The sequence below is a fragment of the Streptacidiphilus sp. PAMC 29251 genome (assembly GCF_054208735.2).
This window is the reverse complement of sequence record NZ_CM135725.2, coordinates 9,146,537-9,171,868: the sequence shown is the minus strand read 5'-3', so window position 1 is coordinate 9,171,868 and position 25,332 is coordinate 9,146,537. Positions and strand designations below refer to the sequence as shown.

Sequence of the window (25,332 nt, the reverse complement as noted above, 5' to 3'; positions counted from 1 at the left end):
TCCTGACGCCCCGTCACCAGCCTCGGAGGACCGTCTTGCGTATCTTCGACCCGCACATCCATATGACCTCCCGCACCACCGACGACTACCGGGCCATGTACGCCGCGGGCGTCCGCGCCCTGGTGGAGCCCGCGTTCTGGCTGGGCCAGCCCCGTACCTCGGTGGCCAGTTTCGTCGACTACTTCGACGCCCTCCTCGGCTGGGAGCCGTTCCGCGCGGCGCAGTACGGCATCCGGCACCACTGCACCCTCGCGCTCAACCCCAAGGAGGCCAACGACCCGCGCTGCGCCGAGGTGCTCGACCTGCTCCCCCGCTACCTCGCCAAGGACGGTGTGGTCGCGGTCGGTGAGACCGGGTTCGACTCGATGACCGCGGCCGAGGAGAAGGCCTTCACCGCCCACCTCGCCCTGGCCGTCGAGCACGGTCTGCCCGCCCTGGTGCACACCCCGCACCGTGACAAAGGCCGGGGCACCGCCAGGACCCTGGACGTGGTCCGCGAGTCGGGCATCCCTCCCGAGCACGTCCTGGTGGACCACCTCAATGAATTGACTGTCCGTCCAGTCATGGACTCAGGCTGCTGGGCCGGGTTCTCCATCTACCCCGACACCAAGATGGACCCGGACCGCATGGTCCGGATCCTGCAGGAGTACGGCACCGCGAGGGTGCTGGTGAACTCCGCCGCCGACTGGGGCCACAGCGACCCGCTGCGCACCCGCGCCACCGGCGAGGCGATGCTCGCGGCCGGCTTCTCCGAGCAGGACGTGGACCAGGTGCTGTGGCGCAACCCGATCGCCTTCTACGGCCAGAGCGGACGGCTGCGCCTGGACGAACTCGAGGTCGACTCGGCCGCCCTGTTCCAGGGCAACTCCGTGCAACGCGGCTCCCGCTGACTCCAGGAGGATCCCCATGCGGCTGCGCCACTCCGACGGCACCACGGTCCACCTCGGCTACTGCACCAATGTGCACCCCGCGCAGGATCTGACCGGCATCATCGACCAACTGGACCGCTACGCAGGCCCGGTACGCGAAAGGCTCGGCGCCGGGCGGCTGGGGCTCGGTCTGTGGCTGGCCCACCCGGTCGCCCGCGAACTCGCCGCCGACCAAACGGCCGTGGCCCGGCTCCGGACCGAACTCGACGCCCGGGGGCTGGAGGTGGTCACCCTCAACGGCTTCCCCTACCGCAACTTCCACGCCCCGGTGGTGAAGCACGCGGTCTACCGGCCCGACTGGACCGACGTCCGACGGCTGGACTACACCCTGGACCTGGCCCGGATCCTGTCCCACCTGCTCCCCGACGACGCGCCCGCCGGCAGCATCTCCACCCTCCCGCTGGCCTGGCGCGCCCCCTGGGACGCCGAACGGCGGGCGGCGGCCGGCACGGCGATCCGGGCGCTGGAAGCCGGCCTGGCCGCGCTCGCCGCCCGGGACGGACGCACCGTCAGGGTCGGCTTCGAACCCGAGCCGGGCTGCGTGGTGGAGACCGTGGGCCAGGTGGAGCGGGAACTGGCCGGGCTCGGCGACGGCGGCCTGCTGGGCCTCTGCCTGGACGCCTGCCACCTGGCGGTCTCCTTCGAGGACCCGGCCGAGGTCCTGGCTCGGTTGGACGCTGCCGGGCTCCCGGTGGTCAAGCTCCAGGCCTCCTGCGCCCTGCAGGCCGACCACCCGGCCGACCCGGCCGTCCGCACCGCCCTGGCCCGCTTCGTCGAACCCCGCTTCCTGCACCAGACCCGCGAGAGAGACACCGCCAGAGCCGCACCGCAAGCCGCCGACGACCTTCCTGAGGCTCTGTCAGGACCATCCGCACTCAAGGGCGCCCAGCCCTGGCGGGTCCACTTCCACGTCCCGCTGCACGCGCCGCCCGCACCGCCGCTGACGAACACCTCGGCCGTGCTGCAGCAGACCCTGGCCGGGCTGTTCGCCGGCCCCTCGGCGCGGACCGACCAGGTCGAGGTCGAGACCTACACCTGGTCGGTGCTGCCCCCGGGGCAGCGCCCGCAGAGCCCCGACCAGCTGGTCCAGGGCATCGCCGCCGAGCTCGACTGGGCCAGGAACGCCCTGGTCGGCCTCGGCCTCAAGGAGGAACCGGCATGAACCCCACGCGCACCCAACGCACCCGGACCGTCGTCCTCGACATCGTCGGGCTCACCCCGCGCACATTGGCGCACATGCCCGCGCTGCGGGCAATCGCCGCCGAGGGCTTCTGCGCTGAGCTGCAGACCGTGTTCCCCGCGCTCACCTGCCCGGTGCAGTCGAGCATTCTGACCGGCTCGCTGCCGAACGAGCACGGGATCGTCGGCAACGGGTGGTACTTCCGCGACGCCGGCGAGATCTTCCACTGGCGGCAGTCCAACAGCCTGGTCCACGGCGACAAGCTGTGGCAGGCCGGCCGCCGCCAGGACCCCGACTACCGGGTCGGCAACATCTGCTGGTGGTACGCGATGGGCATGGACGTGGACGTCACCGTCACCCCGCGCCCGGTGTACCACTACGACGGCCGCAAGTCGCCGGACTGCTACGCCCATCCGCAGCAGGTGCACGACGAACTCACCGCCGCCCTGGGGCCGTTCCCGCTGTTCAGCTACTGGGGACCGCGCGCCGGCATCAGCTCCACCCGCTGGATCGTCCGCGCCGCCGAACACATCCTGGACACCCGGCAGCCGGACACCCTGCTGGTCTACATCCCGCACCTGGACTACGAGTTGCAGCGGTTCGGCCCGGACGGACCGGAGGCCGTGGCCGCCGCCCGCACGGTGGACGCGACGCTGGCCCCGCTGCTGCGCCGACTGCGCGCCGAGGGGAGCACCGTGGTCGCCCTGGGCGAGTACGGCATCACCGCGGCCACCCGCCCGGTCGACATCAACCGGGCGCTGCGCCGGGCCGGGCTGCTCCAGGTCTTCACCCAGCAGGGCATGGAGAACCTGGACCCGTGGACCTCGCCCGCCTTCGCGGTCGCCGACCACCAAATAGCGCATGTCTACGTCCGGGATCCGGCCGACCTGCCCCGGGTCAGGGACGTGCTCAAGGCGCTGCCCGGGGTGGACCAGGTGCTGGACCGGCAGGAGCAGGCGGCCCTGCACATCGACCACCCGCGCTCGGGAGACCTGCTGGCCGTGGCCGAACCCGACGCCTGGTTCACCTACTACTACTGGCTGGACGACGACCTGGCGCCCGACTTCGCGTCCGGTGTCGACATCTTCCGCAAGGCCGGATACGACCCGGCCGAACTCTTCCTCGACCCCACCGACCCCACCGTCAAGCTGCGGGCAGCGGTCTCGCTGGCCAAACTGAAGCTCGGCATCCGCACCTCGCTGCAGGTGGTCGGGCTCGACCCGGCGTGCGTGCGCGGGAGCCACGGGCGGCTGCCCGACGACTCCCGCGACGGCCCGGTGCTGGTCTGCTCGGATCCCGAACAGGGCCGGGAGCGCTACCGGGTGACCGAGGTCAAGGACCTGCTGCTGCGGCTGGCCGGGCTGACCAGCCCCGGCCGGCGCGACAGCACGGTCAGCGGTCGGAGCTGAAGGCCGCGTCGAAGGAGGCGGCCGGGGGGTCGAAGTTCAACCGGCGGATGAACTCCAGCGCCTCCGGGGCCCCGGTCGTCCGCTCCATCCCGGCGTCCTCCCACTCCACCGAGATCGGCCCGGTGTAGCCGATGGCGTTCAGCACCCGGAAGCAGGCCTCCCAGGGGACGTCGCCGTGTCCGGTGGAGACGAAGTCCCAGCCGCGGCGGGGGTCGCCCCAGGGCAGGTGCGACCCCAGCCGCCCTCCCCTGCCGCCGAGTTGGAGCTTGGACTCCTTGCAGTCCACGTGGTAGATCCGGTCCTGGAAGTCCCACAGGAAGCCCACCGGGTCGAAGCCCTGCCAGATGAAGTGGCTCGGGTCGAAGTTCAGCCCGAACGCCTCCCGGTGCCCGATCGCCTCCAGCGCACGCACCGTCGACCAGTAGTCATAGGCGATCTCCGAGGGGTGCACCTCGTGTGCGAACCGCACCCCCACCTCGTCGAACACGTCCAGGATGGGGTTCCAGCGGTCGGCGAAGTCCTGGTAGCCGCGTTCGACCATGGCCGGGGGCACCGGCGGGAACATCGCCACGGTGTGCCAGATCGACGACCCCGTGAAGCCCACCACGGTGTCCACGCCCAGCCTGGCGGCGGCCCTGGCGGTGTCCTTGATCTCCTGCGCCGCCCGCTGCCGCACGCCCTCCGGCTCGCCGTCGCCCCAGATCCTGGCCGGCAGGATGCCCTGGTGCCGCTCGTCGATGGGGTGGTCACAGACCGCCTGGCCGGTCAGATGGCAGGAGATCGTCCACACCTTCAGCCGGTACTTCTCCAGCAGCTCCCGCTTGCGCGGGATGTAGGAGTCGTCCGACAGTGCCTTGTCGACCTCGAAGTGGTCGCCCCAGCAGGCGATCTCCAGGCCCTCGTAGCCCCACCCCGAGGCGAGCCGGCACACCTCCTCGAACGGCAGGTCGGCCCACTGCCCGGTGAACAGTGTGATGGGACGTGACATCGCGCTCTCCTTACGCTCCAACTGCCTGCAAAATCAGGGACGTTCGACCGGGGTCCAGCGGCTCTGCCGCTCCGCGCTGGCCTCGACCGCCGCCAGCACCCGCTGGACGTTCAGGCCGTCCTCGAACGAGGGCGTGGGATCCGCCCCCGCGCTGATCGCCAGCAGCAGGTCCCTGATCTCATGGGTGAAACTGTGCTCGTAGCCGAGCAGGTGCCCGGGCGGCCACCAGCCGGACAGATAGGGGTGCTCCGGCTCGGTCACCAGGATCCGCCGGAAGCCGGCGGTGGCCGGATCCTCGGTGTGGTCGTGGAAGGAGAGCTCGTTCAGCGCCTCCATGTCGAAGGCCACACTGCCGCGCGAACCGTTGACCTCGATCCGCAGCGCGTTCTTGCGACCGGCCGCGAACCGGGTCGCCTCGAACGAGCCCACCGCGCCGCCCTCGAAGCGCGCGGTGAACAGCGCGGCGTCGTCCACGGTCACCTCGCCGGTGGTCGCGTCGGCCGAGCCGGCCGCGCTCAGCCCGCTGGAGGCCCCGCTGGAGGCGTCCGGCAGCGGACGGCGCCGGACGAAGGTCTCGGTCAGCGCCGACACCCCGGCGATCCGGTCCCCGGTGAGGTACTGGGCCAGGTCCACCAGATGCGCGCCCAGGTCGCCGAGCGCCCCGGATCCGGCCCGTTCCCGCTGCAGCCGCCACACCAGCGGGAAGGCCGGGTCGCTGATCCAGTCCTGCAGATACACCGCCCGGACGTGGCGCACCGTGCCCAGCCGTCCGGTTGCGATCAGCTGCGCGGCCAGGGTGAGGGCCGGCACCCGCCGGTAGTTGAAACCGACCATCGACCGCACCCCGCGCCCGCCCGCCTCCGCGGCGGCGGCCGCCATCGCGACGGCCTCCTCGACCGAGTTGGCGAGCGGCTTCTCGCACAGCACATGCTTGCCCGCCGCCAACGCGGCGATGGCGATCTCGCTGTGGCTGTCGCCTGGGGTGCAGATGTCGATCAGGTCGATGTCGTCCCGGGCGATCAACGCCTTCCAGTCGGTCTCCACCGACGCCCATCCGAGCCGGGCGGCGGCCTGCTCGGCCGCCGCCCGGTCCCGGCCGCAGACCGCGACCAGCTCGGGCCGCACCGGCAGGTCGAAGACCCGGGCGACGGTGCGCCAGGCCTGCGAGTGGGCCGCGCCCATGAAGGCGTACCCGACCATCCCCACCCCCAGCCTGGGCACGGGCTGTTCGGTCGACTGCGGCAGATCCGGGTCCGGGCTGCTCATGCTCCTCCTTCAGAAGGCTACTGAAAGGCTGTCAGGTGAGGGGCTGTCAGGTCTGTCAGGTGAAGGAGGTCGGCAGGTACTGGTCCACATTCGCCTTGGTGACCGTCGCCGAGAACAGCGTGATCGAGCTCGGCACCTCCTGCTCCACCAGGTCGCCCATGCCCTTGTTCTGGCCGATCAGCCGGGCCAGCGTGATCGCCGAGGCGGACATGCTGGACGGGTAGACCACGGTGGCCTTCAGCACCCCGTTGTCGGCCTTGATCTCCTGCATCGCGTGCTTGGAGCCGGCCCCGCCGACCATGAAGAACTCGCTGCGCCCGGCCTGCTTGATGGCCGCCTCCACCCCGATGCCCTGGTCGTCGTCGTGGTTCCAGACCGCGTCCAGCTTCGGCCGGGCCTGCAGCACATTGCTCATCACCTGCTGCCCGCTGTCGGCGGTGAAGGCGGCAGCCTGACGGATGCTCACCGAGAAGCCCGCCTTGGCCAGGGCGTCCTTGAAGCCCTGGCTGCGCTGCTTGGTGAGGTCGAGGTTGTCGATGCCCGCGATCTCGGCGATCACCGGCTTGCTGACGCCCTTGGCCTTGAGGGTCCTGACGATGTAGAGGCCGGCGTTGACGCCCATGCCGTAGTTGTCGCCGCCGATCCAGGTCCGGTAGGCGAGCGAATTGTCGAAGACCCGGTCCAGGTTGACCACCGGGATCCCCGCGTCCATGGCCTGGGCGCCGATCGCGGTCAGCGCCTTGCCGTCGAACGGCAGGATCACCAGCACGTCGACCTTCTTGCTGATCAGCGTCTGCACCGCGCTGATCTGCGCGTTGACGTCATTGGTGCCCTCCGCGGCGTCGATGCTGACGTCGGAGTACTGCTGGGCCTGGGCCTTGGCGTTCTTGGTGATCGCCGCGATCCAGCCGTGGTCGGCGGCCGGGGCCGAGAACCCGATGGTGACGTGCTTGCCCGGGGTGTTCCCGGAAGCCGTGGCCGCGGCCTTCACATTGGCCGTGCTACTGGCCGCGGTGGAGTTGCCGGTGCAGGCGGTCAGCAGCAGGCCGCCGCCCAGGGCGCCCGCGCCCAGGATCAGGTTCCTGCGTCCGGGGAGGATGGGTCTGGTGTCGCTCATGAGGGTGGTCCTTCGTTCGGTGGGTTAATAATTGACGGACCGTCAAGCCGTGCGGGTGCTGCGGGTGCGCTGGAGCAGCACCGCGACCAGGATGATCAGCCCCTTGGCGATCTCCTGGATGTCGGTGGTCAGGTTGTTGAGGACGAAGATGTTGGTGATGGTGGTGAAGACCAGGACGCCGAGGATCGAGCCGAACAGCGATCCGCGTCCTCCGGCCAGCAGGGTCCCGCCGATGATCACCGCGGCGATGGAGTCCAGTTCGTAGAGGTTGCCCAGGTTGCTCGCACCGCTGGTGGTGCGGGCAGTGAGCATGATCGCGGCGATGCCGCAGCAGACGCCCGACAGCAGGTAGAGCAGCAGTGTGTGCCGCCGCACCGCGATCCCGGCCAGCCGGGCGGCCTCCGGGTTGCCGCCGATGGCGAAGGTGCGCCGGCCGAAGGTGGTCCGGTTGAGCAGCAGCCAGCCGAGGACCACGATCGCGGCCATCAGATAGACCAGCAGCGGTATCCCGAGGAACTTGTCGGTGGCGATGGCGTTGAACGAGTCGACCGTCACCACCTGGGACTGACGGTCCGACAGGCGCTCAGCGACACCCCGGGTGGTGGCCATCATCGCCAGGGTGGTGATGAAGGCGACGATCCGGCCGTAGGCGATCAGCACCCCGTTGACCAGACCGACCGCGGCCCCGACCGCCACCGCGCAGAAGAGCATCCCGCCCAGGCCGTAGGACTGGGTGGCGACCGTGGTGCACCACACCGAGCCCAGCGCGACGATCGCGCCGACCGACAGGTCGATCCCGCCGCCGATGATGACGAAGGTCTGCCCCACCGTGATCACGCCGATGACGGCCGCGCTGGTGAGGATGTTGACGATATTGCTGCTGGTGAGGAAGTTCCCCGAGGTCGCCGCCCCGACCGCGCAGAGCAGCCCCAGCACGACCAGCAGTCCCAGGCTGTGCGCCTGGCGGACCGGGAGCAGCCGTGCCCCGGCCCGCAGGGCGCCGGGGCGGACGTCCTGGCCCGGCTCTCCCGCGACAGGTGCGGTGGTCTTCGACAGGTGCGGTGGTGCGGTCCGGTCGTTCACCGGTGGCTCCCTTCCATGACGAGGTCGAGCACATGGGCTTCCTGCAGGGTCGCGGCGGCGGCCTCGTGGATGATCCGTCCCTCGCGCAGCACCAGCGCCCGGTCGGCGAGGCCGAGCACCTCGGGGACCTCGCTGGAGACGAACAGCACGCCGACTCCGGAGTCCGCCAACGTCCTTACCAGGGCGTAGAGTTCGGCCCGCGCTCCGACGTCCACGCCCCGGGTCGGCTCGTCCAGCAGCAGCAGTCGGCAGCCCCGCAGCAGCCAGCGCGCCAGCACCGCCTTCTGCTGGTTGCCGCCGGACAGGGTGCTGACCGCGCGCTGCGGGTCGGCCGGGCGCAGGTCGAGTGCGGCCACCCGGGCGCCCGCCTCGGCGGCCTCCCGGCGGCGGTTCAGCCAGCCGAAGCGGGCGAACCGCCCCAGCGAACTGATGCTGACATTGCGGACCACACTGTCGTGCAGGAACAGCGCCTGGCTCTTGCGCTCCTCCGGCGCCAGGCCCACCCCGGCCCGGACGGCGGCGCCCACCCGGCCCGGCGGCAGGAGCCGCCCGTCCACGCTGACCGCCCCCTCGGTGGGACGCAGCGCACCGTAGACGGCGTGCAGCACCTCCGAACGGCCGGAGCCCACCAGGCCGACCAGGCCGACGATCTCCCCGGCGTGGACGCTGAAGCTCACGTCGGTGAAACTGCCGGGAAGCGTCAGGTGCTCGACCCGCAGCACCTCGGCCCGCAGCAGCTCGGTGCGGTCCTCCGTCGAAGTCGGGTCGGTCCTGGGCGGGAAGGCGTACGCCGCCTCGCGGCCGGTCATCAGCGCCACGAGTTGCGCGGTGGGGGTGTGCGCGGACAGGCCCGCGGCGACGGTGCGGCCGTCCTTGAGCACGGTCACCCGGTCGCCGATCGCGCGGATCTCCTCCAGCCGGTGCGAGATGTAGAGGACCGCCACTCCGGCGGCGGTGAGTTCGCGGATCACCCGGAAGAGGTTGCCGACCTCGTCCTCGGTGAGCACGGCGGAGGGTTCGTCCATCACCATCAGCCGGGTGTCGTGCGACAACGCCCGTGCCATGCTGACGATTTGCTGCTGCGCCGGGGAGAGGCCGCCGACCTCGGCGCCGGGTGCGATCTCGGGGTGGCCGAGTCGGCGCAGCAGCGCCCGGCCGCGGCCGCGGTCTCACCGCGCCGGGTGAGGCCGAACCGGGAGCGTTCATGGCCGAGGAAGATGTTGTCGGCCACCGACAGCCCCGGCACCAGGTCGAGCTCCTGGTAGATGGTGGCGATCCCGTGCCGCATGGCCGAGGTCGGGCTGGGCAGCACCATCGGGGCGTCGTCCCAGGTCAGTTCGCCTTCGTCGGGTTGGTGGGCGCCGGCCAGGACCTTGATCAGAGTGGATTTGCCCGCGCCGTTCTGGCCGAGCAGACAGTGCACCTCGCCGGCGTGCACGTCGAGGTCGACACCGTCCAGCGCTCGCGCACCGGCGAACTGCTTGGTGATGCCCCGCATCCGAAGCAGGGGAGGAGTCACGTCGCCGCCTAGTCTGTTCGTCAGTTCAGCGAACAAACTAATCAGCAGCCTGCCGCAGGGCAAGACTCAGAACAGCATCAGTTGGAATAATCTGATGCTGCTTCAAACTGCCTCTGTGGGTGGGGGGTTGGATCAGGCGGTAGCGCCGGTGCTGGGGCCGAGGAATTCCGGCCAGCCGCCGGTGGGCTTCTGACCCGGGTTCAGGGTCCGCAGTTGGCGCAGCACCGCCGGGTCCTGGGCCTCGAGCCACTGGACGAACTGCCGGAAGGACACCAGGCGCACATCGGGCTGGGTGGCGATGTGGTCGATGGCCTGCTCGACGGCGTCCATGTAGATGCCGCCGTTCCAGTTCTCGAAGTGGTTGCCGATGAAGAACGGCGCGCGGTTGGAGTGGTAGGCCCGGTCGAAGCCGGCCAGGTAGGCGTCCCGGGCCTGGGTGCGCCACAGGGCGTGCTTGGACGGGTCGCCCTTGGGGTTGGCGTTGGACTGGTTGGCCATGATGTTGTAGTCCATCGACAGGACCTGGAAGGAGTGGCCGGGGAAGGGGATCGACTGCAGCGGGAAGTTCCAGAGCTTCCCGCCCTGGACCTTGGTCGGCCACATCTGCAGACCGCCCGGCGAGCTGGCGTCATAGGTCCAGCCCAGGGCGGCCGCGGTGGGCAGCAGATGGGTCTGACCCTCCAGGCAGGGGGTGCGGCTGCCGGTCAGCTCCTTCTCGAAGTCGAACGGCAGCGGGTCCAGCTCGGTGAACCCGGTGTTGGTCTTCCAGTTGGTCACGAACGCCTTGGCCTGGCGGATCTCGCTGGCCCACTCCGCCGCGCTCCACTTGCCCACTCCGGTGTCGCCGCAGAAGTGGCCGTTGAAGTGGGTGCCGATCTCATGGCCCTCCAACCAGGCGGCGCGGACCTGCTGCAGGGTGGCGTGGATGTGCTCGTCCTTCAGGTACCCGATCGCCGAGGCCCCGACCTTGTGCTGCGGCGGGTGGTACAGGGCCTTCTTGGACTCCGGCACCAGATAGATCCCACTGAGGAAGAACGTCATCCCGGCCCGGTGCCGCGCCGCCACCGCCCGGAACCGCGAGAACAGCTTCTCGTCCAACTCCCCCGCGCCGTCCCAGGAGAACACCACGAACTGCGGCGGCACCTGCCCCGGCCGCAACCGCTCCAGCACCGGCTGCCTCGGCTGCGGACCGGTGTCGGCAGTCGACCCGTCACCGATCAGGGTGATTCCGGAGGCCGGGGTACCGGCCCCGCCGGAGGCGCCGGCGCCGTCACCGGGGGTCGCCGAGGTGCTGCCTCCGCCCGCTCGGCCGCCGCCGTGGTGGCTGCCGCTGCTGGCGTACGCGGCGGCGGTGCCCAGGACCGCGGCGGAGGCCGTCCCGGCCAGCAGGGCCCTGCGCGAGATCGAAGCCATGGTGTTATTTCTCCCTGCGTTCTTCCGGATTCGCAGGAGAGACGACGCAGCACCACCGCAGGTTGTAAAGCAAAGGCAAAATCAGTCAGCTCGTCCGGTCAGCTCGGCCAGTCAGCTCCGCCGGTCGGCGAGCGCCGCGATGTGCGGCGGAACGGCCATGCCCGGCTCCAGGGCCGGGTCGGCGACCGGGGCGGTCCACGCCAGCTGGACCGGCAGCTCTCCGGCCCAGAGGCCGAGTTCCGCGTCGGGGCCGTCGCCGTCGTCCGGCGGCCCCGCGCTGACCTTCACGGAGGCCTGGTCCAGCGGCAGCGCCAGCAGGGTCGTCGCCGCGAGCTCCTTGCGGCTGGGCCGGCGGGCGTAGTCCCACTGCCCGGGCGCGGCCTGCTCGGTGACCAGCCGCAGGCCCTCCAGCTTCTCCTCCGCGTCGGTGACGATCCTGGGCACCCCGTAGACCATCGCGCAGCGGTAGTTCACGCCGTGTTCGAACACCGAGCGGGCCAGGACCAGGCCGTCGACGTGGGTGACGGTCACGCACACCGTCGCGCCGGGGTCGGCCGCCAGGCTGCGGCTGGCGACCGACCCGTGCAGGTAGAGCGTGTCGGCGCTCGCCCCGTAGACGGTCGGCACCACCATCGGCACGCCGTCCACGACGACGCCGAGGTGGCAGATGAAGCCGGCCGAGAGCACGGCGTCCAGGTCGGCGCGTGCCGTCCTGCCGTTCTCGCGCATCCGACGGTGGCGGGTACGGTCGCTCACAGTGAGCTGTTCCGACGCCGCGCTTCCTATATCGCCCATAAAGTGCACCGGTCTCAACGAAATCAGTTGTCTTAATTCGATCATGCCATTAAATCCGCAGGATCGGAAGACCACTCAGCGTCGGTGCAACGTCTGCAGCGCCTCGACCAGCACCTTGGGGTCGCGCTGGCCCTTGTAGACGCCGGGCGGCTGCTTGTCGAGCTTCAGCAGGTCGGCGACCGCGGTCCAGGCGGTGCGCACCGAGTACTCGACGGTGAAGACCACGTCGTCCGGGACCTCGGCGTACTGGCCGATGAACGCCAGGTTGGTGGACCCGGCGGGGACCACCTCGGGACGGTCGCCGGCGCTGCGGACCAGGAACTGGCTGGTGATGTAGGGCATCAGCGCGGGGAGCACGATCGAGCCGTCCAGGATCCGGGGGCGCTCGGCGAACCGCAGGTGCTGCAGCACCTCGTCCAGGATCTCCCGGCCGGTGCACTCGGCCATCGTCTTGCCGACGAAGTCCCCCTTCTTGTCCGGGAAGAGGGCGTAGCCCCACCACACGAAGGTGTCGGCGGGCTGCTCGCGGAAGTGCGGCTGGTGGTTGAGGACGATGGTCAGCAGCCAGTTGGAGTCCTTGAAGGTGATCAGGCCGCCCTTGCCGGCCTCGCTGCCGCTGAACTCCTGCATCAGGTCGAAGAAGACCGGGTCCTTGGTGGTGACGGTGAAGGACTCCCAGGTGGAGTCCTTCACTGAGGAGTCGAAGGCGGCCGGGTTGCCCAGCGCCAGGTCCGGGCGCTTGGCGGCCAGGGTCCGCCACAGCTGCCAGGCGCCCGCGTCGGTGCCGGTGTCCAGGACCGGGGCGGTGTCGGTGGAGCCCAGGGTGGAGTTGGCGGTCATCGACCCGTTGGTCACCAGCACCAGGTCGCCGAAGGCCAGCTCGGTCTCCTCGGCGCGGCCCGCGCGCTCGGTGCTGATCGCCTCGACGGTCAGTCCGTCGCCGGGAGCCAGCCGCAGGTCGGTGACCCGGGTGTGCCCAGCTGCACGGTGACGCCCTGGTCGGTGAGCCAGGCCAGCAGCGGCCGCACGATCGAGTCGAACTGGTTGAACTTGGTGCGGTAGATCCCCGACATGGTGTCGAAGGTCTTGAAGAGGTGGACGAAGCGGTTGAGGTAGCGACGGAACTCGATGGCGCTGTGCCAGGGCTCGAACGCGAAGGTGGTGCACCACATCGCCCAGAAGTTGGTGTCGAAGAACTCCTCGTGGAAGCAGTCGCGGATGCGCTTGCCGTCCAGGTGCTTCTCCGGGGTGGCGACGACCTTGACCAGTTCCAGGCGGTCGCGTTCGCTGAAGGTCATCGCGTGCGCGTCCAGGACCTTCCCGTCGGCGTCGACCAGCCGGGCGTGGTCGTCCCAGGCGAAGTCCTCGTGGAACGCGAAGGTGTCCTCGGTCACCGACTTCGCCGGGTCGTCCAGCGAGGGAATCGAGGACAGCAGGTCGTAGGTGCACTCGAAGTGGATCTCGAACATCCCGCCGCGCATGGTGTACCCGGTCTCCGGCGAACCGGCCGCGTCCAGGCTGCCGCCCTCCCGGTCCTGCTCCTCGAGGATGACGATGTCACTGCCCTGGAAGCCGCCCTCGCGGATCAGGAACGCCGCCGCCGAGAGCGAGGCGATCCCGCTGCCCACCAGATATGCCTTGGCCATGACTACCCCTGACTGCTCGTGTGCCGAATCGGTCGTGGGGTCAGCCGTACCCGGTCGGGCGGTGCCGGTACCAGGGCTGTCCTCAAGTCGCCGGTTCGGTCCATCAGCCATACTCCCAGGGCACGCCCGCACAGAGTGATCCGAGAGGAACCCGCATGTCTGCTTCCCGCACCACCCCTCCCCCGGCGGAGCGACGGGCCCTGCTGCTCGGCCCCGGGGGCAGCCGGCCGGCCAAGGGCGGGGATCCCGCGGAGCTGCTGCGGCAGGCGCAGGCGCAGGACTCGGTCCTGTGGCTGGTTCTGGACGCCGAGCAGGGGGAGCATGTGCACGCGGCCGGCCAGGCCGTCGGCCTGGACCGGGAGGTGGTCGAGGCGGCCCTGGCGTCCCATCAGCGCCCCCGGCTGCACCCGGTGGGCGACGCGACGGTGCTCTTCCTCCGCACCTGCCGCCTCAGCGGCGGCGACGGCGACGCGGCCTCCGGGCTGCCGCGGGTACGCCTGTCGGGCGGCGTGGTGCTGGTGACCGCGCCCGGTGTGGCCCTGCTGGTGGAGCACGGCCGCCCCGACCTCGGCACCGCGCTCGAGCAGCACTTCGACCGGATCCAGGTGACCGCGAGCGATCCGACCGCCGTGCTCGAACTGGTGGCCCGGGCCGTGGTCGACGGCTACGAGGAGGTGGCCGAGGCGCTGGAGAACGCGGTGGAGGAGGCCGATCCCGAGCCGGAGGACGGCCACCCGGTGCAGGGGGCCCAGCGGAGGGCCCAGCGTCGGCTGCGGCACCGCCGTCTGGCCGCGGCCCACCACCTGCACCGGCAGATCTTCCGGCTCCGCCGCGCGGCCGGCCCCGCCGCCCTGGCCTTTGACGCGGTCGCCGCCCAGCTGCCCGACGACGCCGGGCAGGGCCGGGGATCGCTGCGCGAGACCAGCAACCGGCTGCGGCACGTGGTCTCTCAGTCCGAGCAGCTCAGCGAACTGCTCGACAGCGCCAGGGACGCCTGGTCGGCCGAGGTCAGCGTCAGCCAGAACGACGACATGCGCAGGATCGGCGCGGTCGCCGCCCTGGTCGCGGTGCCGACCCTGGTCGTGGGCAACTACGGCATGAACTTCGACCACATGCCGGAGCTGCACTGGGTCTGGGGCTACCCGATGGTGGTGCTGGCCACGGTGGCCATCTGCGCGGCGCTGTATGTGCTCTTCCACCGGCTGGAATGGCTCTGACCGGGTTGTTTCAGGGGGCCTGCGCCGATCCGCCGGCCATGGCGAAGTGGCGGCCGAGCTCGTTCGCGTAGTGCCGTCCCAAGGCGGCTCCGTTGTCGGTGAGCCAGGTGCTGATGGCTGTCGAGCCGGTTGCGGGTGCGTCGGAGTCGGCGAGCCCTGTCGCCATCGCCTGGTACTCGTCACGGGTGAGCAGGACGTCATGGAGTGCCAGGCCGAGGGCGCGCGCCAGGATCGGCACGGTCGATCCGGGTACGCGCACGATCCGGGACCGGCTGCCGACGGCATCGCGGATGGATTCCACCAGTTCCAGGAACGTCGGCCGCTCAGGACCGACCGCGTCGACAACGATGTTCGCTCGCTCACGGCCGTATCTGGTGCACAGCTGAGCGAGGTCGTCGACGTGGATGCCACGGATCCGGTAGTCGCCGCGACCTCCGACGCCGAAGACCGGAAGGTGCCGCAGGAGCCAGGCGATGTTGTTGACCAGGACGTCGTTCCCACCGAACAGGATCGCCGGCCGCAGGATGGCGTGCGAGACACCGGTCGCGGCCAGGTGCCGTTCAACCTGGGCCTTGCCACGAAAGTACGGCAACGGTGAGTCGGCGCTCGGGTTCGTGATGCTCACATGAACGATGCGCTGGATCCCGGCCTCCCGTGCCGCCTCGAACAGGATCCGAGAGTTGACCACCGCGAGGGCGTGATCCGTGCCGCGGTGGGCGAAGCGAACTCAGTAGGTGTTGTAGAGCGTGGTGGCGCCGGACATCGCCGTGACCAGCGCGGCCGGGTCGTCGAACGCGAGGGGGTAGGTGGTGATCGGTGATCCTGGAGCGGATCGGTCGGGATGCCCGGTCAGGGTACGGACTTGCCGACCCCCGTCGATGAGCGCCGACGCCAGGGCCCTGCCCGAGTAACTGAACGCTCCAGTCACCACGTCGACCCCGCTGTCGGCCGAGTCGATCGTCATCTGACCACCCCAGGCTCCCTGATTTGAGCGACTGCTCAATCGGTCCAGCCAATGTATGGCTCCGCCAGTCGGCACGTCAATGTGCATGGGCAGGGGCGGTCAGTTGCTGTAGACCCGGCCGGGTTCGACCAGGACCACGGTGCGGTGCTGCTCGGCCATCACCCGGTCGTACTCGGCCCAGTCCTCGTGCTGGCCGCCGGCCGCGGTGAACACCGCGCGGAGCAGGAGTCGCAGACCCTCCGGGTCCAGCCAGGGCTGGGGGTCGTCGGGTCCGGCGAGCTGGGCCTCGCCCTCCACGGTCGCCCACTGCCAGCCGTGCCGGAAGGTCGCCGTGAGCCGCGGCCGGGCCCGGAGGTTGGCCAGCTTCACCCGTCCCTGGGTGACAAAGGCCAGGACCGGCTCGCCGGTCACCGGGTGCGGCAGCACCCCGGCATTCACCACCGAGGCCTGCACGGTGGCGTCCGCCCGCAGCGTCGACACCACCGCGAGCCCGTGCTCCTCCTGGCCCAGCGCGTGCGCATCCTGCAAGGTCGTCATCGAACGTTCCCCTCTGGTCCGGCCGGCTGGTCCTGCCAGTCGAGCTGGTGCTCGGGCACTCCCACCGAACGGCCGTGGGCCAGCGCCTCGGCATGCTCGGCCGCGTCCCCCGACCGTATCGGAATACCCGTCCGGCGAAGACGATCACACGTATATCCGCGACCGGTCGCCACGGTCACTCCCCCGGCTCGGGGGCCGGGCCGAAGTCGACGCGGCGGGTGGGGCGGAAGTCCTCGGGCCGAACGGGCCGGGTGCCGGTCAGGGACTTGGCGAAGGGCAGCGGGCCGCCGAGGGTCTCCGGGTCGGCGGCCAGGTCGAACAGCGCGGTGTAGCCGGTGACCAGGTAGAGGCCCTTGGCCTCCGGCTGGCGCGGTCCGGTGGTGAGGTAGACCCGCTGGTACCCGGCCGCCTCGGCAGCCCGCTCCAACTCCTGGACCACGCGCCGGGCCAGGCCCCGGCGGCGGTGGGCGCTGTGGGTCCAGATCCGCTTGAGCTCGGCGGTCCGCTCGTCATAACGGCGGTACGCGCCTCCGGCGACCGTCTCGCCGTCCTGCAGCAGCAGGAGCAGCAGGCCGCCGTGCTCCGGTTCGAACTCCTCGGCCGGATAGCGGGCCAACTCCTTGCCGGCACCGGCCCGCGAGGGGTAGCGGGTGCTGTACTCGTACTCCAGTTCTCGGAGCAGCGGTTGGACCAGCGGGTCCGCCAGGACCGCAGGCCGTACCTCGTACCGCGGGGCGGTGGTCGTCATCGGAGCACTCCTTCGGTGTCGGAAGCAGGTGGGAAGCAGCAGGGAGGAGTTGCCTAGGCCGACAGGCCAAGTCGGGACCAGAGCTCCCGCTCCGCCTCGGTCGGGGGGACGTGGGCGCAGAGCCGCTCCGGGTGGCCCGGGGGCGGGTGGTCGGCCAGGGTCGGCCCCTGCCACCAGGGGTCGGGCCAGGGCAGGGGCGCGGACACACCCCCGAGCGAGCAGCCGAAGGCGACCAGCTCAGGCGCCCAGCGGCTCAGCAGAGCCGCCCACCTCCGCGCCGCCCGCCGGGGCCAGGACAGGACGACGACAACGCCGCTCACCGCAGTGGGGCGGTCGGCCAGAGCGGTTCGGCGGCCTGCTCCTCGGCGTCGCGCAGCACCCGCAGCACATTGCGGCCGGTCAGCGCCTCCAGATCGGCCCGGGACCAGCCCCGGGTGGCCAGTTCGCGCAGCAGCACCGGGTAGCCGGAGACGTCGGCGAGGTCGACCGGCTGGTGGTCCACGCCGTCGTAGTCGCCGCCCAGGCCGACGTGCTCCACCCCGGCCACCTCACGGGCGTGGTCGACATGGTCGGCGACCTGAGCCGCCGTCACCTCCGGTCGGGGGTGCGCCTCCAGCCAGCGCAGCAGCCGGTCGTCGGTGGGCCCGGCGAAGGCCGCCGCGTACTCCTTGGCGACCAGTGCCGGGTCCTCGCCGGGTCGCGGTGCGCGGGGCCAGGTCCAGGACACCGCGGGCAGTTCCAACCGCTCCCGTTCGGCGCCCAGTTCCCGCGACCACTCGCCGACGGCGGCCGAGATGAACGCCGGGACGAAGGTGAGCTGGATGACGCCGCCGTTGCCGCGCAGCAGTTCCAGCACCGGGTCGCTGACATTGCGCGGGTGGTCGTTCACCGCCCGCGCGGAGGAGTGGCTGAACAGCACCGGGGCGGTGGACACCGCCAGTGCGGCCCGCTGGGTGCTCTCGGCCACGTGCGAGAGGTCCACCAGCACGCCGATCCGGTTCAGTTCGGCGACGATCGCCCGCCCGGTGTCGTCCAGGCCGCCGACGCCCGGCTCGTCGGTGGCCGAGTCGGCCCAGGCGGTGTTGTCATTGTGAGTGAGCGTCAGATAGCGGACGCCGAGCCGGGCGAAGGCACGCAGCACCCCCGACGACCCGGCCAGGCTGTGGCCGCCCTCGACCCCGAGCAGCGAGGCGATCCGGCCGTCGCCGAAGGAACGCTCCACCTCGGCCGCGGTGTAGGCGATCCGCAGGTCCTCCGGGTAGCGGGCGGCGAGCCGGTACACCGCGTCGATCTGCTCCAGGGTGGCCACCACCGCCTCCGGCTCGGGCAGGTTCGAGGGCACGTAGACCGACCAGAACTGGGCGCCGACCCTGCCGGTCCGCAGCCGCGGCAGGTCGGTGTGCAGCTCGGGCCTGAGCTGGTCCAGGCCCTCCACGCGGTAGCCGGAACGGGCCCGCAGCGCGGTCGGCAGGTCGTTGTGGCCGTCGAACACCGGCGTGCCGCTCAGGGCCTGTTCCACCAGCTCGGCGGGATCGGGGCTGAGTTGCGTCATGGGCCTGCCACTCCTTGTCGGGTTGTTTCGTCGATCAGCAGAGCTGTCTCGTCGATCGGGACGGGTTCCTCGCGGCGCCGGGCCTGGCGCACCGGGTCGGGGACGGGCAGCGAGGCGATCAGCCGCCGGGTGTAGTCGTCCTGGGGCGCGCCGAGGACCTGGGCGGTGCTGCCCGACTCCACGATCCGCCCCCGGTGCAGCACCGCCACCCGGTCGGCCACCTGCTCGACCACCGCCAGGTCATGGCTGATGAACAGCGCGGCGAAGCCCAACTCCCGTTGCAGCCGGGCGAAGAGTTCCAACACCTTGGCCTGGACCGACACGTCCAAGGCCGAGGTGGGCTCGTCCGCGATCACCAGCCGGGGTTGCAGCGCCAACGCCCTTGCCAGCGCGGCACGTTGTCGCTCCCCGCCGCTGAGTTTCGTGCGGGTAGCGCGCGCCGTAGCCGCGCGGCAGTTGCACCGACTCCAGCAGCGCGTCCACCTCCGCCCGGCGCGCCGCGGGCCCCCACTCGCGCCGGTGCACCGCGAGCGGTTCCCCGACGCAGTCGGCGATGGTCAGTTGCGGGTTGAAGCTGGTCGCCGGGTCCTGGAAGACAAAGCCGATCTGCCCGGCCCGGCTGGCGGCGGTGGCCCGTCGGGCCCGTCGCAGCCGGCCCCGGGCGGCGAGCGGTTCGCCGAGTACGTCCAACTCCCCCGCGTGGACGCCGGTGAGGCCGGCCACCGCCCGGCCGATGGTGGTCTTGCCGGAGCCGCTCTCGCCGACCAGCCCGAGCACCTCGCCGGGGCGGATCTCGAAGTCCACCCGGTCCACGGCCCGGAAGGTCTTGGAGCCGAGCCGTCCGGGGAACTCCACCACCAGCCCGGCGGCCCTGACCACCGGATCACCCGCGGGCCCCACCGATGGCGCGGCAGCGGCGGCAGGTGCCAGCGCCCCGCGGAAGTCCGGTACCGCGGCCAGCAGTTCGCGGGTGTACTCATGGCTCGGCGCGGCGAACAGGGTCCGCACCGGGGCCTGTTCCACGATGCGTCCCTCGCGCATCACCGCCACCCGGTCGGCCAGGTCGGCGACCACCCCCATGTTGTGGGTGATCAGCAGCACGGCCGCGCCGAAGTCGGTGCGGACCCGGTGCAGCAACTCCAGGATCTCCGCCTGCACGGTGACGTCCAGCGCGGTGGTCGGCTCGTCGGCGACGATCAGCCTGGTGCCCAGGGCCAGCGCCATCGCGATCACGGCGCGTTGCTTCTGCCCGCCGGAGAGCTGGTGCGGGTAGTGGTCCACCCGGGTGGCCGGGTCGGGGATGCCGACCCGGTCCAGCATCTCGATCGCCAGCGCCCGGCGGGTGGCGCGGCTGCCGCTGCCGTGCGCCCGCAGGCCCTCGGCGAGCTGCCAGCCGATGGTGAACACCGGGTTGAGGGCGGTGGACGGCTCCTGGAAGACCATCGCCGCGTGGGTGCCGCGCAGGGCGCGCAGCCGGGCCGGGGAGGCGGTGAGGATGTCCTCGGCCGGTTCCGCCGTGCCGTCCCCCAGCAGCACCCGGCCACGGGTGGACGCGGTGGCGGGCAGCAGCCCGAGGACCGACTTCGCGGTCACCGTCTTGCCGCTGCCGCTCTCGCCGACCAGGGCGAGCACCTCGCCCGGCGCGACCGTGAGGCTGACCCCGCCGACGGCGGGCGCCACCCCGCCGTCGGTGTCGAAGGAGACATGCAGATCCTCGATCCGCAGCAGATCACTCATCGCCGGCAGCTCCGTTCGTTTGCAGGCGGCGCAAGCGACGCGAGCGGCGCATCCGTCGCGTTCGCCGAAGAACCTCGACGGCGCCGCAGCCGGGGGTCGGCCAGGTCGGTGAGGCTCTCGCCGAGCAGGGTGGTGCCCAGCACGGTGAGCACGATCGCCAGGCCGGGCGGCAGCGCGGTCCACCAGATCCCTGACGTCACGTCAGCCACCGAGCGGTTGAGGTCGTAGCCCCACTCCGCGGCGGAGTTGGGCTCGATGCCGAAGCCCAGGAAGCCAAGCCCGGCCAGGGTGAGAATGGCCTCAGAGGCATTGAGGGTGAGGATCAGCGGCAGGGTCCGCACCGAGTTCCGCAGCACATGCCGGAACATGATCCGCCAGCTGCCGGTGCCGATCACCCGCGCCGCCTCGACGAAGGCCTCCGACTTCACCCGGGTGACCTCGGCCCGCACCACCCGGAAGTACTGCGGCACAAAGGCCACCGCCACCGAGCAGGCCGCCGCGCCGAGACCGCCGAACAGGCTGGACTGCCCGCCGCTGATCACGATGGACATGATGATCGCCAGCAGCAGCGAGGGGAACGCGTACATCGCGTCGGCGACGCCGACCAGCAGCCGGTCCAGCCAGCCGCCGAGATAGCCGGAGACCAGGCCGAGCAGCACCCCGGCGACCGCTGAGAGCAGCAGCGCCGCGACGATGATCTCCAGCGCGGTCCTGGCGCCCCAGAGCGTGCGGGACAGGACGTCGTAGCCGCCGATGGTGGTGCCCAGCGGATGTGCTCCGCTCGGGTGCTGCTGCGAGCCGAAGAGCCGGCCGCCGCTCTCCATGGTGGCGTAGCCATGGGGTGCCAGCAGCGGCGCGAAGACCGCGGCCAGCAGGAACAGCCCGGTCAGCGCGGTCCCGCCGAGCAGCATGCCGCGTTGCAGCCCGCTGCTGCCGCGCACCCGGGCCGGCAGCGGGACGCGCCAACGCGGGCCCGGCCGGGGTTCGGCAGGGGCCGGTGGGGCGAGGGTCTCGTGCGCCACTCAGTACCTCACTCGGGGGTCGATCAGCGCCGCGACCACGTCGACCAGGAAGTTGGTCAGCGCCACCACGACCGCGAACAGGGCCACGATGCCCTGCTCCGCCGGATAGTCACGCACCGTCAGGTAGTGGGCCAGCTCATAGCCGAGGCCCTTCCACTCGAAGGTGGTCTCGGTCAGCACCGCCCCACCGAGCAGCCCGGCGATCTGCAGCCCCAGCACGGTGACCACCGGGATCAGCGCCGGACGGGTGGCGTGCCGGGTGACCAGCCGGAACCGGCTCACCCCGCGCGAGCGGGCGGCCTCGATGTAGTCGGCGGACAGGGTGCCGATCAGGTTCGTCCGGACCAGCCGCAGCAGCACCCCGGCGACCAGCAGCCCCAGCGCCAGGCTGGGCAGCACCGCGTGCCGCAGCACATCGGCGACCGCCGAGCCGTCGCCGCTGCGGACCGCGTCCAGCAGATAGAAACCGGTGGTGCTGGTCTGGTTCTGCAGCTCCAGTTGCACATCGATGCCCGCCCGGCCGGAGGCCGGCAGCCAGCCGAGCCAGACCGCGAAGACCAGCTTCAGCAGCAGCCCGAGGAAGAACACCGGCGTGGCGTAGTTGATGATGGCGAACAGCCGCAGCGCGGCGTCCGGCGCGCGGTCCCGGTAGGACGCGGCGACCATGCCCAGCGGGACGCCGACGGCCAGGGCCACCAGCATCGCGTAGCCGGCCAGCTCGACGGTCGCCGCGCCGTAGGTCCGCAGCACCTGGACACCGCCTGGTTGTCGGTGGCGGTCCGGCCGAAGTTCCCGGTCGCCAACGCGCGCAGATAGTCCAGGTACTGGGTGAGCAGCGGCCGGTCGTAGCCGGCCTGGTGCAGCTTGGCGTGCAGCTGGGCCGGGGTGAGCCGGTCGCCGAAAGCGGTGGTGATCGGGTCGCCGCTGACCCGCATCAGGAAGAAGACGACGCTGACCAGGACGAGGACGGTGGGGATGATGAGGAGGAAGCGGACCACCAGGTACCGGACCAGCCCGTACCCGCCGGCGCCGTCGGCCGAGCCGACGGCGCCGGTGGTGGCTTCCTGGGTGAGGACGCTCACTTCTTCGAGAGCTCCGCCCAGCGGAACGTGTACGCGCTGGTGAGCTTGTCCGGGACCCCGCTGACGTCACTGCGGGTGACGATCGCGGTGGAGCCCTGGAGCAGCGGCACCAGCGGCACGGCCGCGGCGACCTTGTCCTGGACCTGCTCGATCAGCGCGGTGCGCTTGGCCGGGTCGGTCTCGGTCTCCTCCTGCTGGATCAGCGCCTGCACCGCGGGGTCGTTGTAGCCGTTGTCGACCCAGCTGTTGTGGCTGTAGAAGGAGGCGAGGTAGTCGTCCGCGTCCAGGTAGTCGGCGTACCAGCCGAGCTGGTAGAGCGGGTAGAGGTCGGCCACCCGGTCCTTGCCGTACTGGGCCCACTCGGTGGACTGCAGATTCACCTTGAACAGCCCGGTGGCCTCCAGCTGGGTCTTGATCAGCGCGTACTCGTCGGTGGAGGAGGCACCGTAGTGGTCGGTGTTGTACTGCAGGTTGAGGGTGACCGGGGTCCTCACCCCGGCCGCGGAGAGCGCCTGGGCCGCGGCGGCCTTGTCCGGGCCGCCCTGCTTGTCGCCGTACAGCCCCTGCAGGGACGGGGTGGCCCCGGTGATGCCGTCGGGAACGGAGCTGTAGAGCGGCTGGAAGGTGTTCTTGTAGACCTGCGAGGCGAGTTGCGCCCGGTCCACCGAGTCGGCCACGGCCTGCCGCACCGCCAGCGCCTTGGCCGGGTCGGCGTCCTTGGTGGCGGAGCCGAAGGGCTGGGTCTTGAAGTTGAAGACGATGTAGCGGATGCCGTTGCCGGAGCCGGTGTGGACGGTGATGTCCTTCTTGGTGGACAGGTCCTGCAGGTCAGCGGTCGACAGGGTGCGGTAGACCGCGTCCAGGGTGCCCTGCTGCACGTCGAGCTTCAGATTGCTGGCGTCGGTGTAGTACTTCAGCTGCACCTGGGCGGTCTTGGGGGTGCCGAGCAGGCCCTGGTAGGCGCTGTTGGCGGTGAAGGAGACCAGCGAGTTCTTCTGGTAGCTGCCGATCGTGTAGGGGCCGTCCCACGGCTTGCCGGCCACCACGGCGGTGTCGTCAAGGATCTTGTCGGCGGGGAACACCTGCTCGTCCACGATGTAGCCGGCCCCGGTGGAGAGGACCTGCGGGAACAGGCTGTCATTGGCCGACTTGAGGGTGAAGACCACCGTGGTCGGGTCAGGGGCGGCCACCGAGGCGAGGTCGTAGAGCAGCGAGGAGGGGCCGTTCTGGTCCGCGATCTTGAGCTGCCGGTCGAAGCTGAACTTGACGTCGGAGGAGGTCAGATCATGCCCGTTGGCGAACTTCAGGCCCGGCTTCAGGGTGACCGTGTACTCCTTGGGCCCGCTCAGCCGGATGCCCGCGGCGAGGTTGGGCACCACGTCCGAGGAGCCGTTCTTGGGGCTCAGCAGGGTGGCGTAGACCTCGTCCTCGATGGTCCCCGATCCGGCGTCCCAGGAGCCGGCCGGGTCCAGGCTGACCACCTGGTCGGTGGTACCGATGGTGAGGGCCTTGGTCGAGCCGCTGGCGGTGCCGCCCGCGCCGGCCGTGGTCTTCGCGCTGGTGCACGCGGACAGGACGATCAGGGCCGCGGTGCTAACCGAGATGACGGCGAGGCCGTGACGAAGGGGTCTGGTGGTGCGTGGCATGGGTGTGTCCGCTTCTGCGCTGGTGACGACGGGTGCGAGGGCAACTCGGTGGGGGCGGTGCTCAGCTCGGACAGAGCGCGCCGCAGACCAGCAGCAGATCGATGTGGAGGCGGCGGAACAGCACGGTCACGCCGCGGGCCCGGACGTGACGGGCGGCAGGCCCAGGTGCTCGCGCAGGGTGCTGCCCTGGTACTCGGTGCGGTAGGCGCCGCGCTCCTGGAGCTCGGGCACCAGCTTGTCGACGACCTCGGCCAGCGAGGAGGGGATCAGGTGCGGAGTGAGGTTGAAGCCGTCCACCGCCCTGGTCCGGACGTAGTGGGTCCACTCGTCGGCGATGCCCGAGGGGGTGCCGACGAACAGCGGGTGCGTCGGCTGCACCTCCAGCACCAGCTGACGGATCGACAGGCCCCGCTCCTCGGCCAGCTCGCGCCACTTGCGGATCCGCTCCAGCTTGCCGGTGCGGTGCTCGATCATGATGGTGCCCCGGGAGGGGTCGAGCTCGTCCTCGGTGGGCTCGATGTCGGGCAGCAGTCCGTCCGGGTCGTAGCCGGACAGGTCGGTGCCCCAGTACTGCTCCAGGAAGGCGATCGCGCGCGGTGCCGAGACCTGTTCCCGCCGCACCCAGCGGGCCTTCTCCTCGGCCTCGGCGACGGTGTCGCCGAGCACGATCCCCGCGCCGGGGAGGATCCGCAGCGAGTCGGCCGTCCGGCCGTACCGGGCCAGCCGGGCCCGTAGGTCGGCGGCGTAGACCACGGCCTTGTTGTACTCGGTGTTGGAGGAGAAGACCACATCGGCCTGACGGGCCGCCAGTTCGCGTCCGCCGTCCGAGTCCCCGGCCTGGAACAGCACCGGACGGCCCTGCCGGCTGGCCGGCTGGGTGGCGGTGGCACGCAGCCGGACCAGGTCGGTGTCCCGCTGGACCGGCTCGGCCGAGGACCACAGCTCCTTGGCCGCTTCGACGAACTGCTCGGCCCGCTCGTAGCGGCGCTCATGGTCCAGCCAGCCGCCGTGCCGGAAGTTCTCCCCGGTCCAGGCGTTGTCGGTGGTGACGATGTTCCAGCCGGCCCGCCCGTCCGAGAGCAGGTCCAGGCTCGCCAGCCGGCGGGCCAGGTCGGCGGGGTAGTTGTAGGTGGTGTTCTGGGTGGCCACCAGGCCGATCCGCTCGGTGACCGCGGCCAGCGCGGACAGCTGGGTGATCGCGTCGGGGCGTCCGGCCACGTCCAGGTCGTAGGCCCGGCCCTGGTTCTCGCGCACCCGCAGGCCCTCGCCCAGGAAGAAGGCATCGAACAGACCGCGCTCCAGCAGTTGCGCGGCCTCGACGAAGGACTCGATGGCGGTGTGCGGGGCCGCGGACGGGTCGGTCCAGATCAGCTGGGAGCCGACCCCGGTGAAGAAGACCCCGAGATGCACCTGGGCCTGCGGGTCGTACGGGGCGCCGGTCGGCGTGGACGCGCTCGTGTCGGTCTCGGTCATCGCAGGTCC

At 71.0% G+C, this 25,332-nt stretch carries 21 protein-coding genes and 3 pseudogenes; 4 read left to right on the top strand and 20 right to left on the bottom strand.

Going from position 1 to position 25,332, the window contains the following annotated elements; genetic code table 11:
* The first annotated feature begins 35 nt into the window (after nucleotides 1–35).
* Genes ACXKR8_RS43795 through ACXKR8_RS43785 form a run of 3 tightly spaced genes read left to right on the top strand, consistent with a single transcriptional unit; the run spans nucleotide 36 to nucleotide 3,518 of the window.
* Complete coding sequence (locus ACXKR8_RS43795; RefSeq protein WP_458270100.1) at nucleotides 36–890, top strand: TatD family hydrolase; 855 nt, start codon at nucleotides 36–38, stop codon at nucleotides 888–890.
* 16 nt (nucleotides 891–906) lie between these two features.
* A complete protein-coding gene (eboE, locus tag ACXKR8_RS43790) occupies nucleotides 907–2,091 on the top strand; it encodes a metabolite traffic protein EboE (protein WP_458270099.1) in 1,185 nt (394 codons plus the stop codon).
* Nucleotides 2,088–3,518, top strand: a complete 1,431-nt coding sequence (locus ACXKR8_RS43785; protein ID WP_458270098.1) for an alkaline phosphatase family protein — start codon at nucleotides 2,088–2,090, stop codon at nucleotides 3,516–3,518. Before eboE ends, ACXKR8_RS43785 begins: the two co-directional genes overlap by 4 nt.
* On the opposite strand, the gene ACXKR8_RS43780 is transcribed toward ACXKR8_RS43785, so the two are convergent.
* From ACXKR8_RS43780 to ACXKR8_RS43745, 8 genes and pseudogenes are all read right to left on the bottom strand, one after another.
* Entirely contained in the window at nucleotides 3,502–4,506 is a 1,005-nt protein-coding gene (locus ACXKR8_RS43780) for a sugar phosphate isomerase/epimerase family protein (RefSeq protein ID WP_458270097.1), read from the bottom strand. The genes ACXKR8_RS43785 and ACXKR8_RS43780 overlap by 17 nt on opposite strands.
* Before the next feature lie 33 nt (nucleotides 4,507–4,539).
* Nucleotides 4,540–5,772 (bottom strand): Gfo/Idh/MocA family protein, encoded by a 1,233-nt coding sequence (locus ACXKR8_RS43775; protein ID WP_458270096.1) that lies wholly within the window; start codon nucleotides 5,770–5,772, stop codon nucleotides 4,540–4,542.
* Between the two features lie 55 nt (nucleotides 5,773–5,827).
* A complete protein-coding gene (locus tag ACXKR8_RS43770; protein WP_458270095.1) occupies nucleotides 5,828–6,889 on the bottom strand; it encodes a substrate-binding domain-containing protein in 1,062 nt (353 codons plus the stop codon).
* Nucleotides 6,890–6,931: 42 nt separating this feature from the next.
* Nucleotides 6,932–7,972 carry an ABC transporter permease gene (locus ACXKR8_RS43765; protein WP_458270094.1) on the bottom strand — a complete coding sequence of 347 codons (1,041 nt, stop codon included), beginning with the start codon at nucleotides 7,970–7,972 and terminating at the stop codon, nucleotides 6,932–6,934.
* Nucleotides 7,969–9,470 (bottom strand): annotated as a pseudogene (locus tag ACXKR8_RS43760) (sugar ABC transporter ATP-binding protein). The gene ACXKR8_RS43765 and the pseudogene ACXKR8_RS43760 overlap by 4 nt, the downstream one beginning before the upstream one ends.
* A 153-nt stretch (nucleotides 9,471–9,623) precedes the next feature.
* On the bottom strand, nucleotides 9,624–10,904 hold the full coding sequence (locus ACXKR8_RS43755; protein WP_458270092.1) for a polysaccharide deacetylase family protein: 1,281 nt from the start codon (nucleotides 10,902–10,904) through the stop codon (nucleotides 9,624–9,626).
* A 111-nt stretch (nucleotides 10,905–11,015) separates the two neighbouring features.
* Complete coding sequence (locus ACXKR8_RS43750) at nucleotides 11,016–11,699, bottom strand: pyridoxamine 5'-phosphate oxidase family protein (protein WP_458270091.1); 684 nt, start codon at nucleotides 11,697–11,699, stop codon at nucleotides 11,016–11,018.
* A 75-nt stretch (nucleotides 11,700–11,774) separates the two neighbouring features.
* A pseudogene (locus ACXKR8_RS43745) lies at nucleotides 11,775–13,345 on the bottom strand (oleate hydratase).
* Nucleotides 13,346–13,500: 155 nt separating this feature from the next.
* Between ACXKR8_RS43745 and ACXKR8_RS43740 the strand changes: the two are divergent.
* On the top strand, nucleotides 13,501–14,562 hold the full coding sequence (locus tag ACXKR8_RS43740; protein ID WP_458270089.1) for a CorA family divalent cation transporter: 1,062 nt from the start codon (nucleotides 13,501–13,503) through the stop codon (nucleotides 14,560–14,562).
* A gap of 10 nt (nucleotides 14,563–14,572) precedes the next feature.
* Here ACXKR8_RS43740 and ACXKR8_RS43735 read toward each other — a convergent pair whose 3' ends face one another.
* From ACXKR8_RS43735 to ACXKR8_RS43680, 12 genes and pseudogenes are all read right to left on the bottom strand, one after another.
* Entirely contained in the window at nucleotides 14,573–15,187 is a 615-nt protein-coding gene (locus ACXKR8_RS43735) for a Rossmann-fold NAD(P)-binding domain-containing protein (protein WP_458270088.1), read from the bottom strand.
* A gap of 102 nt (nucleotides 15,188–15,289) precedes the next feature.
* Nucleotides 15,290–15,526, bottom strand: a complete 237-nt coding sequence (locus ACXKR8_RS43730; RefSeq protein ID WP_458270087.1) for a hypothetical protein — start codon at nucleotides 15,524–15,526, stop codon at nucleotides 15,290–15,292.
* Nucleotides 15,527–15,625: 99 nt separating this feature from the next.
* Entirely contained in the window at nucleotides 15,626–16,063 is a 438-nt protein-coding gene (locus tag ACXKR8_RS43725) for a TIGR03618 family F420-dependent PPOX class oxidoreductase (RefSeq protein WP_458270086.1), read from the bottom strand.
* Between the two features lie 175 nt (nucleotides 16,064–16,238).
* Entirely contained in the window at nucleotides 16,239–16,811 is a 573-nt protein-coding gene (locus ACXKR8_RS43720) for a GNAT family N-acetyltransferase (protein ID WP_458270085.1), read from the bottom strand.
* A 53-nt stretch (nucleotides 16,812–16,864) separates the two neighbouring features.
* The gene (locus tag ACXKR8_RS43715; protein WP_458270084.1) at nucleotides 16,865–17,131 is read right to left on the bottom strand and encodes a DUF6059 family protein; all 267 of its coding nucleotides are present in this window, start codon (nucleotides 17,129–17,131) and stop codon (nucleotides 16,865–16,867) included.
* Nucleotides 17,128–18,363, bottom strand: a complete 1,236-nt coding sequence (locus ACXKR8_RS43710) for a dipeptidase (RefSeq protein WP_458270083.1) — start codon at nucleotides 18,361–18,363, stop codon at nucleotides 17,128–17,130. Before ACXKR8_RS43710 ends, ACXKR8_RS43715 begins: the two co-directional genes overlap by 4 nt.
* Nucleotides 18,360–20,100: pseudogene (locus ACXKR8_RS43705) on the bottom strand (dipeptide ABC transporter ATP-binding protein). The gene ACXKR8_RS43710 and the pseudogene ACXKR8_RS43705 overlap by 4 nt, the downstream one beginning before the upstream one ends.
* Entirely contained in the window at nucleotides 20,097–21,122 is a 1,026-nt protein-coding gene (locus ACXKR8_RS43700; protein ID WP_462100097.1) for an ABC transporter permease, read from the bottom strand. Before ACXKR8_RS43700 ends, ACXKR8_RS43705 begins: the two are co-directional and overlap by 4 nt.
* Complete coding sequence (locus tag ACXKR8_RS43695; protein ID WP_462100724.1) at nucleotides 21,123–21,788, bottom strand: ABC transporter permease; 666 nt, start codon at nucleotides 21,786–21,788, stop codon at nucleotides 21,123–21,125.
* Nucleotides 21,686–22,204, bottom strand: a complete 519-nt coding sequence (locus ACXKR8_RS43690) for a hypothetical protein (protein ID WP_462100096.1) — start codon at nucleotides 22,202–22,204, stop codon at nucleotides 21,686–21,688. The genes ACXKR8_RS43695 and ACXKR8_RS43690 overlap by 103 nt, the downstream gene beginning before the upstream one ends.
* Nucleotides 22,201–23,850, bottom strand: coding sequence for an ABC transporter substrate-binding protein (locus ACXKR8_RS43685; RefSeq protein WP_458270079.1), 1,650 nt, complete (start codon nucleotides 23,848–23,850; stop codon nucleotides 22,201–22,203). Before ACXKR8_RS43685 ends, ACXKR8_RS43690 begins: the two co-directional genes overlap by 4 nt.
* 126 nt (nucleotides 23,851–23,976) lie before the next feature.
* Complete coding sequence (locus ACXKR8_RS43680) at nucleotides 23,977–25,323, bottom strand: LLM class flavin-dependent oxidoreductase (RefSeq protein WP_458270078.1); 1,347 nt, start codon at nucleotides 25,321–25,323, stop codon at nucleotides 23,977–23,979.
* Between the last annotated feature and the right edge of the window lie 9 nt (nucleotides 25,324–25,332).

What these genes read in the sequence shown, in the direction of transcription:
- ACXKR8_RS43710 (WP_458270083.1), bottom strand. Translation starts at nt 18,363, where the DNA reads ATGACGCAACTCAGCCCCGATCCCGCCGAGCTGGTGGAACAGGCCCTG.
- ACXKR8_RS43775 (WP_458270096.1), bottom strand. Translation starts at nt 5,772, where the DNA reads ATGAGCAGCCCGGACCCGGATCTGCCGCAGTCGACCGAACAGCCCGTG.
- ACXKR8_RS43680 (WP_458270078.1), bottom strand. Translation starts at nt 25,323, where the DNA reads ATGACCGAGACCGACACGAGCGCGTCCACGCCGACCGGCGCCCCGTAC.
- ACXKR8_RS43780 (WP_458270097.1), bottom strand. Translation starts at nt 4,506, where the DNA reads ATGTCACGTCCCATCACACTGTTCACCGGGCAGTGGGCCGACCTGCCG.
- ACXKR8_RS43755 (WP_458270092.1), bottom strand. Translation starts at nt 10,904, where the DNA reads ATGGCTTCGATCTCGCGCAGGGCCCTGCTGGCCGGGACGGCCTCCGCC.
- ACXKR8_RS43785 (WP_458270098.1), top strand. Translation starts at nt 2,088, where the DNA reads ATGAACCCCACGCGCACCCAACGCACCCGGACCGTCGTCCTCGACATC.
- ACXKR8_RS43725 (WP_458270086.1), bottom strand. Translation starts at nt 16,063, where the DNA reads ATGACGACCTTGCAGGATGCGCACGCGCTGGGCCAGGAGGAGCACGGG.
- ACXKR8_RS43720 (WP_458270085.1), bottom strand. Translation starts at nt 16,811, where the DNA reads ATGACGACCACCGCCCCGCGGTACGAGGTACGGCCTGCGGTCCTGGCG.
- ACXKR8_RS43730 (WP_458270087.1), bottom strand. Translation starts at nt 15,526, where the DNA reads ATGACGATCGACTCGGCCGACAGCGGGGTCGACGTGGTGACTGGAGCG.
- ACXKR8_RS43685 (WP_458270079.1), bottom strand. Translation starts at nt 23,850, where the DNA reads ATGCCACGCACCACCAGACCCCTTCGTCACGGCCTCGCCGTCATCTCG.
- ACXKR8_RS43695 (WP_462100724.1), bottom strand. Translation starts at nt 21,788, where the DNA reads ATGGTCGCCGCGTCCTACCGGGACCGCGCGCCGGACGCCGCGCTGCGG.
- ACXKR8_RS43750 (WP_458270091.1), bottom strand. Translation starts at nt 11,699, where the DNA reads ATGGGCGATATAGGAAGCGCGGCGTCGGAACAGCTCACTGTGAGCGAC.
- ACXKR8_RS43740 (WP_458270089.1), top strand. Translation starts at nt 13,501, where the DNA reads ATGTCTGCTTCCCGCACCACCCCTCCCCCGGCGGAGCGACGGGCCCTG.
- ACXKR8_RS43770 (WP_458270095.1), bottom strand. Translation starts at nt 6,889, where the DNA reads ATGAGCGACACCAGACCCATCCTCCCCGGACGCAGGAACCTGATCCTG.
- eboE (WP_458270099.1), top strand. Translation starts at nt 907, where the DNA reads ATGCGGCTGCGCCACTCCGACGGCACCACGGTCCACCTCGGCTACTGC.